Annotated in this window: 17 protein-coding genes; 5 read left to right on the forward strand and 12 right to left on the reverse strand. The window is 39.2% G+C overall.

What is annotated here, in order from left to right; translation table 11 throughout:
- Position 1: 1 nt before the first annotated feature.
- The 10 genes from ACULLH_RS00270 to ACULLH_RS00315 all read right to left on the reverse strand — a co-directional run bounded on the left by ACULLH_RS00270 (position 2) and on the right by ACULLH_RS00315 (position 7003).
- A complete protein-coding gene (locus ACULLH_RS00270; RefSeq protein WP_454086716.1) occupies positions 2-685 on the reverse strand; it encodes a hypothetical protein in 684 nt (227 codons plus the stop codon).
- 109 nt (positions 686-794) lie between these two features.
- On the reverse strand, positions 795-1229 hold the full coding sequence (locus tag ACULLH_RS00275; protein ID WP_454086717.1) for a hypothetical protein: 435 nt from the start codon (positions 1227-1229) through the stop codon (positions 795-797).
- Positions 1230-1380: 151 nt separating this feature from the next.
- Positions 1381-2052 carry a hypothetical protein gene (locus tag ACULLH_RS00280; RefSeq protein WP_454086718.1) on the reverse strand — a complete coding sequence of 224 codons (672 nt, stop codon included), beginning with the start codon at positions 2050-2052 and terminating at the stop codon, positions 1381-1383.
- 97 nt (positions 2053-2149) lie between these two features.
- On the reverse strand, positions 2150-2323 hold the full coding sequence (locus ACULLH_RS00285; RefSeq protein ID WP_454086719.1) for a hypothetical protein: 174 nt from the start codon (positions 2321-2323) through the stop codon (positions 2150-2152).
- The gene (locus tag ACULLH_RS00290) at positions 2320-2706 is read right to left on the reverse strand and encodes a hypothetical protein (RefSeq protein WP_454086720.1); all 387 of its coding nucleotides are present in this window, start codon (positions 2704-2706) and stop codon (positions 2320-2322) included. Before ACULLH_RS00290 ends, ACULLH_RS00285 begins: the two co-directional genes overlap by 4 nt.
- Positions 2707-3104: 398 nt before the next feature.
- Positions 3105-3395, reverse strand: a complete 291-nt coding sequence (locus tag ACULLH_RS00295; RefSeq protein ID WP_454086721.1) for a biotin/lipoyl-containing protein — start codon at positions 3393-3395, stop codon at positions 3105-3107.
- 127 nt (positions 3396-3522) lie between these two features.
- On the reverse strand, positions 3523-3900 hold the full coding sequence (locus ACULLH_RS00300; protein WP_454086722.1) for a DUF2200 domain-containing protein: 378 nt from the start codon (positions 3898-3900) through the stop codon (positions 3523-3525).
- Between the two features lie 175 nt (positions 3901-4075).
- On the reverse strand, positions 4076-4510 hold the full coding sequence (locus ACULLH_RS00305) for a hypothetical protein (RefSeq protein ID WP_454086723.1): 435 nt from the start codon (positions 4508-4510) through the stop codon (positions 4076-4078).
- A 19-nt stretch (positions 4511-4529) separates the two neighbouring features.
- Positions 4530-5237: a hypothetical protein gene (locus ACULLH_RS00310; RefSeq protein ID WP_454086724.1), complete on the reverse strand. Its 708-nt coding sequence runs from the start codon at positions 5235-5237 to the stop codon at positions 4530-4532.
- Positions 5238-5362: 125 nt separating this feature from the next.
- Complete coding sequence (locus ACULLH_RS00315; protein WP_454086725.1) at positions 5363-7003, reverse strand: sulfatase family protein; 1641 nt, start codon at positions 7001-7003, stop codon at positions 5363-5365.
- A 215-nt stretch (positions 7004-7218) separates the two neighbouring features.
- On the opposite strand from ACULLH_RS00315, the gene ACULLH_RS00320 reads away from it, so the two are divergent.
- The 3 genes from ACULLH_RS00320 to ACULLH_RS00330 all read left to right on the forward strand — a co-directional run bounded on the left by ACULLH_RS00320 (position 7219) and on the right by ACULLH_RS00330 (position 8852).
- Entirely contained in the window at positions 7219-7773 is a 555-nt protein-coding gene (locus tag ACULLH_RS00320; protein ID WP_454086726.1) for a TetR/AcrR family transcriptional regulator, read from the forward strand.
- Positions 7774-8349: a TetR/AcrR family transcriptional regulator gene (locus tag ACULLH_RS00325; RefSeq protein ID WP_454086727.1), complete on the forward strand. Its 576-nt coding sequence runs from the start codon at positions 7774-7776 to the stop codon at positions 8347-8349.
- A gap of 80 nt (positions 8350-8429) precedes the next feature.
- Positions 8430-8852: an SRPBCC family protein gene (locus ACULLH_RS00330; protein WP_454086728.1), complete on the forward strand. Its 423-nt coding sequence runs from the start codon at positions 8430-8432 to the stop codon at positions 8850-8852.
- A gap of 102 nt (positions 8853-8954) precedes the next feature.
- On the opposite strand, the gene ACULLH_RS00335 is transcribed toward ACULLH_RS00330, so the two are convergent.
- Both ACULLH_RS00335 and ACULLH_RS00340 read right to left on the reverse strand, forming a co-directional pair.
- Entirely contained in the window at positions 8955-9878 is a 924-nt protein-coding gene (locus tag ACULLH_RS00335) for a cupin domain-containing protein (RefSeq protein ID WP_454086729.1), read from the reverse strand.
- A gap of 124 nt (positions 9879-10002) precedes the next feature.
- The gene (locus tag ACULLH_RS00340) at positions 10003-10851 is read right to left on the reverse strand and encodes a LytTR family transcriptional regulator DNA-binding domain-containing protein (protein ID WP_454086730.1); all 849 of its coding nucleotides are present in this window, start codon (positions 10849-10851) and stop codon (positions 10003-10005) included.
- A 270-nt stretch (positions 10852-11121) separates the two neighbouring features.
- Between ACULLH_RS00340 and ACULLH_RS00345 the strand changes: the two genes are divergently transcribed.
- The gene (locus ACULLH_RS00345; RefSeq protein ID WP_454086731.1) at positions 11122-11712 is read left to right on the forward strand and encodes a sigma-70 family RNA polymerase sigma factor; all 591 of its coding nucleotides are present in this window, start codon (positions 11122-11124) and stop codon (positions 11710-11712) included.
- Between the two features lie 126 nt (positions 11713-11838).
- Complete coding sequence (locus ACULLH_RS00350) at positions 11839-12963, forward strand: FecR family protein (protein ID WP_454086732.1); 1125 nt, start codon at positions 11839-11841, stop codon at positions 12961-12963.
- Positions 12964-13154 lie beyond the last annotated feature (191 nt).

A 13154-nucleotide genomic window follows, 5' to 3' on the forward strand; every position in this document is an offset into this window, starting at 1 on the left:
CTTATTTAAGTTTGAAGAGCTCAAATTGATGGGTTCTTTTTCTCCAAAAGACATTCAAGAAAAAAGACTTTTCTCCGTTGGTTAGAATTTCATATTCATAGATATCTCCTGGAGCACTGACCTCTCTTTTTAGCGAATCATTACTCTCCTTAAACTCTAAACTAAATTTACAATCCTCTTTCCATTTTATATTCAACAGCGAATAAGTCCGGCCGTTTTTCATTCTTTCAAGATACATGTTATTAGAGATGGTCACAAAAGTCGTATCAATAATTCCAGTCTCAGGCCTTTTATTTAAATAAAAGAAATCCCCATTCTTCAAGTCATCACAGTTTAAATTTTGTTGTTTTGCCACTTGTTCTTGGCTGCCAACAATCCCACTTGGAAAGTTATCAATAACGTAGTCACATTCCTTTATCATTTTTGCCCCAATCTTGTTTCCAATTTCTTCCATATTCATGTCGGACATTGTTTGGGCATTATATAAATCCTTTAGCTCTTCAAGATTGTCCACAAGTAACTTTTCAAAGCAAAATCCCATTCCTGAAGGATCTTTTACCTGTTCTTTTTCAAGACATTTACATAATTTTTTAGACATTTTATCATAAATGTCTTGTGCGCAAATTTGTTCAAACGCACCTAAGAGACAGATAAGTAGAAAGAAGTATTTCTGAGTTTTTTTCATAATTTTTATAACGGTGTTGATAATGGTTTGTAGCGGTATTGACAGTTTACAGGTTTGAGCTAGCGAGAAAACAGCTATGAATTTTTAGTTCTTGTCACAATCTGGCTTTTTACTTTCTATAAAGCTCTGGTGTAACGGAAATCTCCAAGGCGAATTCTCCCTTTTTATCAAAATATTTATAGTCCATAGTTACACCATTATCCCGAAAGATCTTTAGGTCAGGATTTTTTTTGACATTTTCTATGATATCGGGTCTAATGTACTTGTTTACCGTATCTAAGTTTACCTCGGACTTTTCCATTTCCACTAGGGTATAGTAATAGGTGAAATTGGTTTTTCCTTTGGTCCCGGCACTGTCCAATCTTGTGAACTGGTCAATTTGCATGGGTGTTTGTTGGTTCAATTCCACTGCCGCCTTTTTTAGTTCAGTTTCAAAGTCCTTTTTAAAGAGTTGTTGGACTCCATAATAGGATATGGCAAAAGCAACGATTCCTACAATTGTTCCAATTACTTTTCCTTTTTTTGATTTCTCTTCCTTGCTCATTTGGGATTGAATGGTTTCTAGTTTTTCGTCCGTGGTCTTGTCTATATTGAAGTGAAAACAATCGCTATATCATCAAATATAGCATATAAGCAGTATAAGCTGTAAGGTTTGGTGTAAGGGCGAAGGGTAAAAGGGGTAATCGCAGTGAATTTTAGCCCTTGTTAGGAACAGTCTTTTTTTGCTCTTTATTCAAACTCCGCATATGGCGCTTTTCCAAACGCCCAACTTTTCTGTCCCTCTTTAGCATGTCGTTCTGGGTCAAATAATGAATGGCAAGAAATATTTGAATATTTCTATCTTTCAAGTCCCATTCTTGAGGATGTTCCGCTAAACTTTCTGTAATTAAATTGATATTAGTAAATCCTCCAATTGCTTCCAGTTTTTCTGCATAATATTCCAAGAATTTGTTTGATTTACCTAACTCCTTTATGAAGCCTATCACAATTGGATTGTAGCTAAAGACAATCGATTTGTATTCATATTTGGGTTTACTTACCAGAAAAGTTGAATTGGAAATCGTCCATATTTTGTTAAATGTAGAATCCGAGATTTTAGAGTACAATCTTTTCTGTTTTCTCCAACTTATTTTTTCTCCAAGATATTTATATTCCCAGTCATTAAGTTTTGGAAGTGCCTTAGTTATGCAACTCCCAAATTTTGTCCAGTCCTTGGTTCCACAAAATTCGGTTTGGAAGAAGTCCGTAATCAGATTCAGGTCCTTAATTTCAGATTCTGAAAAATAAGTTTTCAAATCCACTTTAGAGTTCTGCCCAAAGCAAGTCCCGAATATCAAAAACATAAAGTAAAGTAAAGGGAATTTCATTGGTTTAAGATTGTACCTAACGGTCTCGCGTATGCGGCTTTGCCTACTATTCCCCGCGATGAACGTCATACACATTGTTAGGCTTAGCGTTTTCTCTTTAATACAAATTATTGAAACCTGCTTTTGAAATAAAATAAATCATTCCGATAAAAAATGGAAGTCCTGCCAAAAACAATATCAATAGATTTTTCTTAGTGCTTGATTCTTCAAAATTTGGATTCTCTGACCTTGCTTTTTTGGTTAGGTATTCTGTCATTTCATCCTCTTTCATAAATCTTTGGTATTTTGAATTTGGCATGTATGAAATTTTTCGATTTTATTGGAGTCCAAATATTTGACCGTTATCATCCAAGGGTTCGACAAATCGAATTTTGACACAGATTTTATGGTTCTGAATGGAATTATTTTTTCATCGCTTGCAGATTTTATTTTCAAACCATTTTCATCAACGTCAACTTTCTTTAATCTGAATGGCATTTGAATTAGAAAAATTGAAATCCAGACCAATGCAATTCCAAATGCATTTGCAAAATTTGATGCTAATTCATCTCCACTATTTTTTAGTGTGAAAAATCCAATTATCCCGCCACCCAACATTATAATTGGGAATATATTTTTGAAAATAAATGTTTGTGGAGCACTACTGTATGTCATTTGTTCGATTTTTTTCTTTTCAATATCCTAACTTATTTGTAAAAGACGTAAACACATCCATACATCTTCAAATATAGTTTATATGAGAAAGAGGAGGATTGGGACGTACCATGTGGTTTATGTTGTTTCCCGTTTTTTAATTCCAAAGCGACCAAAAGCCAATTCCGATTGCTAGCCATAACAAGAACACAATTACAAGAGCCCTGTGGTATTTGTTCCTTAGCTTTTTATCAATTGCTTTCCTTGCATGAAAATCCGCCATCATTCTAAAACTGAAATCTAACATTGGATACGTGTAACCAAGTTTTTTCATTTGCAATCGCATCCAGTATATAATTCCGCCTCCAAAGAGTGCGGCAGTCCAAACAAGTAGGATCATCAAGTCGGTCATTGAACACTTAATTTTTTTTACACCCGATAATTTCGGCTAAAATTTGGCCGCCTTGAACTTTTTGACCGGGTTTTTTAAAGTAATTCAACTTTCCGCCAACAAAGGACTCAAATTCAAATCTTTGAGTTTTATTCTCCACAGCTCCAATCACATCTCCAGGTTGAACTAACTGTCCCTTTTCAAAGAACCATTCTTTGATTATCCAGTCATTTCCATTTAATAGTTCCTTAGGAAAAATAATATTCTCTGTTTCGTCATATTCAAGAAAACGACCATTTAACTCCGCGTCAGTTTTCAAATTTGAAGTGTCTAGACCTAGTTTGTCCAGTTGTTTTAAAACCAATTTCTCATTTTAGGTGAAATTTATTTCAACGTAACAGCTAAACTACATCAGAATGCATTTTAGGATTTATTAGCCCCGATTTCTACTTTTTTTCCTCACGCAAAATTTTCTCCATTTTCCGACCTCTTGCCAATTCATCGATCAGCTTTTCTAGTTGCCTACATTGTCTGTATAGTTCAAATTCATCCGCTATTTCTTCAATGCGATACCCGCAAACAACTCCTTTAATCATATGCGCGTTTGGATGGATTTTAGCTTTTTGAAAAAATGTTCTATACGTTGCCTTTTCATCAATAAGTGTTTGTAAGGCATTTTGATCAAAACCAGTGAACCATTCAAGCACTTGGTCGAGCTCTTCTTTGGTTCTGCCATTTTTCTCCAATCTATTCAGGTAAAGTGGATAAATGGACCCAAATATCATATTGGCAAGCTTTTCATTTTTTTCCGCTGTTACTTCCATAAAAATCAATTTAATTGATGGCGATGTTTATCTGTACGATAAGACGGCCTTGAAATTGGAGCTTACGGGCTTGGCCATGATTTCCAAGTTCGGAATCCAGCCGTCATTTAAAGTTAGGGTTTTCAATTTTATTCAGAAGGAAAGGTGAATTATAGCTATTGTTAAATACAGTTTTTTATTTCAGTCCGATTACCTTAACAAATGAATATTCTTCTCGACTCTCATATCCATTTATCAGACTTTTAGAATTTAATTTTAAGTTGCCATTTTTGTCAATTCTACCATAGTAGTGGATTGTTCCATTTTTGCTAGTAGTTGAAAATCTGATTCTTTTTCCATCCAGTTCGAAATACCCAACATTTAGATATTCCATTTCTAGGTTAAACCAATCCTTTAAGTCAAAGGCTGTCCCTTCACATTCAGTAGAAGCGCTAATTACTTCTCCACTAGGGTAAAACCTCAAGTAGCCTTGAGTTCCTTCATCGTCATCTTCCTCATACTCACATTTCGTTTCGTAAAGTCCATTAAACTTTATGAGTTCATTTTTTTCATTTTGTCCGTAGCAACAAATTGAAATAAAACAGAATAGCACGATGGTTAATTTATTCATTTTTAGATTGTTGCCAATATTATCTCTTGTTTTTTATTATTCTGTTTTTCCGCTCACGCTTGTACTTCCGATATTCTTTTTTGGTAGGAGCTTTTGTAATCGCATAAGCAGCGCCAGAATACATATACGTTATGAACGGGACTTTATCAGAAAAGTCCTTTCCGTACTTTTCCAGATTTCCAATTTCTCCAATCCTTTTGTCAAACTCAATGATGAATTCTGCTTCTTTTATTCCATTTTGAATTTTCGGAGTCCAGTAATTTTTAAAAGAATAAGTTGAATCCCTTTTTAATTCATAAATATGCGTGATTCCATCAAATCCTGTACTCCACCCATCGATATATTTTTCACTGGGAATAGTATCAAATCCACTCGTAGTTATGTATTCGTGTAGAAGCTCTGAGGTTTCTTGCGGTAATTCATATTCCTTAACAAACTTGTCTGCTTTATAGTTCTCTTCCCAAACTTCAAATACGAAATAAATTATTTTCCCAACTAGGGAGTCTTTCTTTTTCCTTATCTCAAGAACACTCCCAGGGTTCCATTTTCTAAAAACGAAATCTGATTTTTTATCTAGTTCTGGAAGATTGAATTCTTTTATTTTTTCCACTTGAATTTCTTTCCAAAATAGAGTGTCACTATCCTTGGTCAAATACAGTCCTTTATTCTTCTTTTGGCCTATAACAGTTAATGAAAAAAGTAACATAAAGAAAGTGCTAAGTTTCATTTTTCGAAAATTTTGATTCTAATCTACAATTAGATTAGTAATTGAAAAGTAAGAATGAGTAAACTCCTTAGTTGGATTAGTTAAATAAGGGATAACTTGTTTATTTGATTAAGTTGATGTCTTAACTAAAAAGACACCTGAAACTGAATGACTTCACTAGGCTTAAACCCTATTCTATGGGCCATGAGTTCCAATTGGGCGCCTTTATCCACTTTAAAGGGTACTGTATAAACTTTCCAAGAGGCACTAATTGAGTCATTCCCCATGATTCGGTAGCCGATGGAGGCACCTTCGGTCTTGCATTCCATGGTAATCTCATTATTCACCTGAATCAGCGCAGGTTTAGCTGTTGCTGGTTGCTCTTGGGCTCCCTGCCAAAGCTGGTCTATGAGTTCGCGCTCCGGCAAGTTGGGTTGATCGCCAATCTCTGCCAGCCAACGGTCCATTTCCGTGCTCAATTCCTGCAATTTTTGGGCATATTCCGGGTTTTGGGCAAGGTCATTGACCTCGTGCGGGTCGTTTAGGCAATCGTACAGTTCTTCATTGGGCTTGCTTTCACTAAACCACAGCATCTGCGTTTCGTTGAGCTGCCCTTGGTCTCGCATGCGCAAAAGTTCTTGCATAGTGGGGATACGCTCTCGATACTTATTGGGCAAATAGCGGCCCTGTTCCGGCCGATAGTTTCTCACATATTTAAAACGCTGGTCGCGCACCGCTCGGATAGCATCGGTAACGCCATCAAAGCGGTCTGCCGCTCCATGGATGTATTGTCTGGGTTCATGGTCCCCTACAAAAGCTTGGCCCTGCAGATGGCCGGGAGGCGTCTGTCCGGCCAAGGTGAGCACGGTCGGTGCAAAATCTATGAAGCTTACAAGCTGGTTGTTGATGGTACCAGCTTTTGATTTATCGGGATATCGAACAATCATGGGGACGTTGAGTCCAGAATCGTAAACCAATCGTTTTTGGCGTGGTAAGGGGCCACCATGATCGGCATAGAAAAAGATGATGGTGCTGTCCATAAGTCCATCGGCTTCCAATTGTTCCAAAATCTCCCCAACTTGACGGTCCATCAAGGCGATGTTGTTGTACATTTTCCACAGGTCATTGCGCACCACTTCGGTATCCGGTAAATACGGTGGAATGGGAAATTGGGTATCCTTCGGAATGACAGCTTCCTTTTTATAGGGTTCAAATAACCCTGATTCATGCGTCACCCCAAAATTAAAAATGGAAAAGAAGGGTTGCCCTGGTTCACGGTTGCGCCAGTGGCCGTCCTTCCCATTTTGGTCCCATGCGGTCACTGGAGCCTTAAATTGGTAATCATTTTTGGAATTGTTGGTGCAATAGTAGCCCTCTTTTCGCAGTAGTTCACTGAACATCCTTACCTGGGGTGGCGGAACAGCTTCGTAGGGGGGCAATCCGGTAACATCAGTATACGAATGGGTGCGCATATGACTGGCGCCAATGCTGGTCGGGTACATCCCTGTGGCAATGGCCGCCCGGCTCGGGGCACAGACCCCGGAGGGAGAAAACATATGGGTATAGCGAACACCTTCAGAGGCCAATTTACTAAGGTTGGGTGTAACCACGGTTGAATCGCCAAAGGAGGGAATGTATGGGCCCATGTCCTCGACCACCAACCATAAAATATTGGGTTTTTCAAAAGTGGAGACGGATTCCGTTTCCTTGTCCTTGGATTTGTTTTGGCATGCGAATATCAACAGCAAAACACATAAGGTCGAAGTAGTTTTTAATCGTGGTAACATAATCGAATATGGGTTGGCTATTCAAATATAGGGGATCAACTGATCCATTTGTTTAGGATGGTGGTTATGTCATTCCTGCTTTCGTAGGAATCCATAAAATTATTCGTATTTGGATTCCGCATCAAGTGCGGAATGACAGATAAAAGCCGTTCTAAATTCGATTTCTGAACGCGATTTTTTTATTGGCAGGGGTTTTTGGTAACTTTAAAACAGGCATGAGGTACAAAGAATACAATGTGAACAAGGTTTTGGAGAAGGCGATGGTGCTTTTTTGGCAAAATGGCTTTAACGGATGCCCCATAAGTGAATTAGTGGATGAAACCGGGGTCAACCGTTTTTCACTCTACCACGAATTCGAGAACAAGCAGGGCATATTGTACCACTCTTTAAATCTTTATAGGGCCCGTTATTGTGATGAAAACCATGCTTTGTTGGATGCCAAAGGTAATCTGGAGGCTGTTTTAAAAGATTTCTATCTATCGTTTCTCCAAAAAAACAGACCCATACCCGGCTGTTATTTTATTCATATTGGTACCGAACTGGCCGATACGGATGTGCGCGTGAAAACAAGTGTGGACAATTATCTGATGGAAATTTATTCCCGCTTTGTGAACCTATTGCATGAAAATGGAGTGGGTGCAAGTAAATCGGAATTTAAGGCCAGGCACCTGCTCGGTTTGTACATTACGGCCATGAGCTTTTGCCTGATTCATACCGAAACGGAGCGGGACCGGTACATCACCAATGGAATAAATTTAATTGTAGCCTAAATGCCCAAAATACTCAAAGAATCGTACGAAGAATTGGTAGAAAAAGCCCAAGAAATCTTTTGGCTCAAAGGCTTTAAAGGGGTTTCGGTAAAGGAGCTTTCGGAATACCTAAGTGTGAGCCAGACCATACTGTACAACAAATATTCCAAGGATGAACTGTTCTTGGATTCCCTGGATTATTATACCTCCAACTATTCTGACCCTTTCCTGAAACGCCTTCGGGAGACCACCGAGGGCCTGGGGTCACTTCGGGATTTCTTTTACCAATTGATCAATGCATTGGAGGACAAGACCTTTCCACGCAGTTGTCTTATGGTGAATACGGTCGTGGAGCTGCGCAATGAAAACGAGGGCGTGGTACAACGGTACGAAAGCTACTTGAGCGCTTTAAAAAGGAGTTATCGGGTGGTGTTGGAAAAGGCGGTTGACCTGGGGCAGATCAAATATCCCGAAAAGCTGGATTCTTATGCCGAGTTTCTGTTGGGCATCATTTTTAGCCTGAGCATCCTTTTTAAACTTCGCAGTAAGTCAGAGCTGCATCAATTTATTGACGAGCAACTTTCCTTTATTCAATAACAGCATAGCTGAACGCTATTTTTTATCCCGCGGAACACCTCTTCTACCTTTGGATCATAAACCAAATAAAAGAATTCATCATGGAAGAAGTAATCGTATCCAAATCAATCAATGTATCAGCAGAAAAAGCTTGGGAGAAATTATCATCCTTTAGGGGAATAGAGGAATTCTCCCCTATTGAACGTTCTGAAACAGCGGGACACGGAGCCGGAGCCACCCGTACGTGTTATATGCCCGACGGAGCGGCAATTCATGAAGTGTTGGAAGAAGTGGAGGATCAAAGCATGGAAATGCAATACAAGATTACCGAAGGTCCTTTTCCGATAAGTGGCTATGTTAGCAATATAAAGGTTGAAAAGACCGGTGAGGGAAGTTGTAAAATTACATGGGGTTGTGAGTATGAAACCGACCCAGCGGCTAAGGAAGAGATGCGCAAATTATTTGAAGGTTTCTATCATGTTATTATTGATAGTTTGGAAACTTTGATAGCGAATCAGAATTAGATTACTCAACAAGTAACAAATTGATCCGGAATGATTTTCAGTTTAATCACTCCAAAAAAAAGCCCCATGATGGGGCTTTTTTAATCACCAATCATTGGAACGCTAGCGCTCCAAACTTGTATCATAGGCTCCGTAGAATTTATGTTGATCTTCCAACATATCCATATAGGATTTGCCACGGGCATAATCGATATTATCCCCAAAGAGCACCAAAATACCTTCCATGGGTTCGTCATAAGGGTTGTAGATCACGTGCTTTACATAGGGCGCTATAAAAACACTCATCCCCGGTTTTAGCTCTACCATGCCATCACCCAATTCGGCACGGCCCTTACCTTTGGTAATAATGAAGAGATTGGGCACCTGGCCTTTATCCAGCCCTCTTTCTGTGTTGGCCGCCTGTTCCGGACCAATACTGAACCAACCAATGCGCTTGTCCTTCATAGTGTAGAGTCCCACATGATCCACGCCATGGGTCGGTAACGAAGCATCCCGGGTAAAATAGGTGATTTCCACGGCATCCCTTTTCCAAAAATGCTCCATGACCTCATAGGCAAGGGCATCTTCTTCAATACCACTTTGATGGCCTTCCATATCCCGGATGTTCAGTCCTACCACATCCGAGCCAAAGGATTTGGCGGAGGCTGTGGAAGCTGTCCATTTTTTGGAATGGATGTTGTTCAGCACCTCTTTGTTGGCAAAATGGAAGTACCAAGTCGGTTCACCGGGTTTGCCCTGGTGCAAGCTGACCCCATGTGGACCAAAATTATGAAACGTATACTGCTTCTTTTTACCTACGGCATAACCTTCCTGTTTTCGTTGGGAGCGTACATGCCACCAATCCTCACCTACTTTTACTCCGAAGGTCACCGTATGGGCCATGTGGTCGGTTTGGTAACTGTCCACAAAACTCTGGAGCATTTTTTTGGTGCTTTCTGTTTGGGCTTGAATGGTTGAAACGCTTATCACCATACAAAGACTTAGTAGTCCAATACCTCTTCTGTTTAATCGCAATCTTGTTTTCATTTTGATTGATTTTTAGGTTAACAATTTTTGCTATACACCACAGAAGAGTGCCGCAGAAGTCCTTTTGTTACTGCTCTGGAAGGGTATTGTGGTGAAATTTTCCTATTTGTGGCGAAATGATGTGTCAGCCAAAATTTTTAAGGCTGCGGAGGTTTTCAAGTACCGTACTTTTGAAGGATTTTGAAACGGGGACAGCTGCATCGAAGGGATCCAGATAGAGCATCAGATCCTGGTTTCCGCCTTTTATGGATTTCACATGCAACAAGTTCACCATATAGGAACGATGACTCCTTACAATGGCCGTGTTGTTGATGGAAGAGACCAAATTCCCCAAAGGCGAACGCATCAAAAATTTCTTCAACTGATCTTGCTCCAAGTATATAAGCTCGACATAATTGTCCTGCGCCTTGCCATAGAGAAAACTGGAAGCGGAAAGGGTTATCTGATCCTTGCTTCCCACACCCTTAAACTCGATCAATTGTCCCGCATCCACATAGTCCTCCTTATTGGTCAGGATATGTTCCATTTGATTTTGTAATGAACGATATCGAAAAAAGAAAAATGTGCCGACTATGGGAAATAGCAATACCACGGAAACATCCCGTAGAAATCCGAAATAGCTTTTCAAAAGGAAGTCGTGCCAATTGCCCAGATAGTTATAGGTAAAGAACATCACCGATGCTAAAAGTACCATAGTCCAAATGCTCCAACCGATCACTTTTTTAATTGTGGCCTGTTTAAAAAACAAAGGGCGCAGGCCGAATTCATTCCCCAGTAAAAAAAGAAAGAGCGGGATAAAAAAATAGAACATTTCCAACAAGAACTCGCTGGTGTATTCATGATTTGGATTGTAATTATCGACCCCAAATGGTAGGAAAAATATGATAAAGCCATAGAAAAAAATGCATGTGACCACGCTCAGGACGAGCTTATATTTTGAGGTATCATAAAATGAAAGGTCATTTTTATCCATGGGGTCGGTAAACCAATTTTCTCTGGATTAAATATAGTGGATAAATGGCACAAACCCGCATTATATAAGCCATCAACCCAAAACAATTGCTAATTTGTTTTGATAAAAAAACATGTTTGAAGAAGGCTAAATCTGATTATTTCATCTTCTCAAAACTCATATTAAATTATTCTTATCAATCTGTTAGGATATTTGTCGTTTTTCGATGACAATGACATTTTTTATACATTTATCCTATCAAAATTTCATTTAATCAAGCATTAGATTGAAATGTCAGCTGCGAAGCCAAAAACTAACAAACTACTCTTAGCGGAACTCAAAAAGGGCAATAAAAAAGCTTTTAAAAAGCTGTTTGAACTTTTTTGGGAGCCTATGTTTACCCGTGCCAAATCCATAGTGCTCGATGAGAATGCCGCCAAGGACGTTGTGCAGGAAATTTGGGTGAATCTGTGGCAAAAAAGGGAGGAGAATACCATCAAAAATTTCGAGGCCTATATTTTTAGGTCCGTCACCTATGGTTGTTTTAAGTATTTGCGTGATAACAAACTTAAGACCACCCACCTTCAGGCGATGGAGGCTCTGGAGTTGCCCACGGTATCCGAGGTTGAAACGCAACACAGCTTGGACCAAACCCAATTTATTATTGAAAAGTCGTTGACCGAACTATCCCCGAGATGTCAACAGATTTTCAGGCTGAGCAGAATGGAAGCCGCCAGCAACGAGGAAATCGCTAAGCGTTTGGGCATTTCAAAGCGTTCGGTGGAAAACCAGATGTCGATCGCGTTAAAATCCATTCGCCAGAATCTAAGACTCGCCCAGTCTTCACTAACCTCCTTTTTTATCTTTCTTTTCCTTATTTAATTTCTTAGCTGCCACCCGAATTTTGTCTTTTAGTGTCTTTTGTTAAAATGTTAAAGAAATGTTAATATTTTAAAATTGATGTGAGTTCCCCCCACTTCTTGGTTCATACTAGTATAGCGCCGAAATATGCAAGAGCAAGAATTTAAAAGACTGTTGGACAAATACCTTGATGGTTCCATCTCTGATCAAGAATTGGAACTGTTGGAAAAGTTCAAGGAAGAACTCAACAAAATCAAGAAAGAGTCCCACTTTAAAAACGAATCGCACAAAACCGCCATAAAGGAATCGCTTTGGGCATCCATCAATGTGCAAACCCATAATTCCAAAAAGAGAAGGTCCACAATCTGGAAAATCTCCGCTGCCGCGGCAGTTTTCCTTGGTCTTTTGACCACAGGATACTTCTATCTGCAAAACACCGCTGCGAACACCAATTTTGTCATCCCCGAAAACGCCATTACCCTGCAACTTGAAAATGGTGACATCAAAGTCATCAATGAAAATGGACAGATAGAAGTATTGGACGGTGAAGGAAAAATTATTGGAAAACAAGACGGAAAAAGTTTGAAATATTCTGGGAACAATTCCAAAAAGGAACTTGCCTATAATACATTGTCCGTGCCGCATGGCAAAACGTTTCAACTTCAACTATCGGATGGCACCATAGCACATTTGAATGCAGGCTCCTCCATAAAATATCCCATACAATTTATTGAAGGCTCCAATCGACTTATATCTGTAGTCGGCGAGGCCTATTTAGATGTGGCCAAAGACCCTGAGCATCCTTTTATAGTAAATGCAAACGGTTTGAACGTTCGGGTACTTGGAACCCAATTCAATGTTTCGGCATATCCAGAGGATGAAACCACTGAAGTGGTGCTTGTGGAAGGTTCGGTAAGCCTATACACAGAGGCGGACAGTTTTGGTACAGATAACAACATCTATCTGGAACCTGGACATAAGGGAAGTTTTGACAGGACCAATAGCCATATTGATACCTCCGAGGTGATAACCAGTTTATACACCTCATGGATCAATGGCAAACTGGTCTTCAGAAATATGACACTAAAGAACATTATGAAGAAACTTGAACGCCATTATGCAGTGACCATATTCAACAACAATACGGATCTGATGCACGAGGAATTCAATGCCAATTTCGGTAACGAACCTATTGAAAATGTGCTCAAGGAACTAAAGACCAACTACGGAATTGAATACGAGATTCTAGAGGATAAAATAATAATTCAATAACTACTAAAACAACTAAACTTAAAACTATACCGCCTATGAAATAAACCCAACAAAGATGTAACCAAACACTAAAATGATTACTTCTTATTAGGGTCAAAATTGGCCATAAAAAAATCGGAAAATGCTGCGAACATCTTCCGATTGGTCGAAGTGATCAACCTTAAAAGATTAACCACATTTAACACTATAAA

Source organism: Flagellimonas sp. 2504JD4-2 (genome assembly GCF_053642935.1).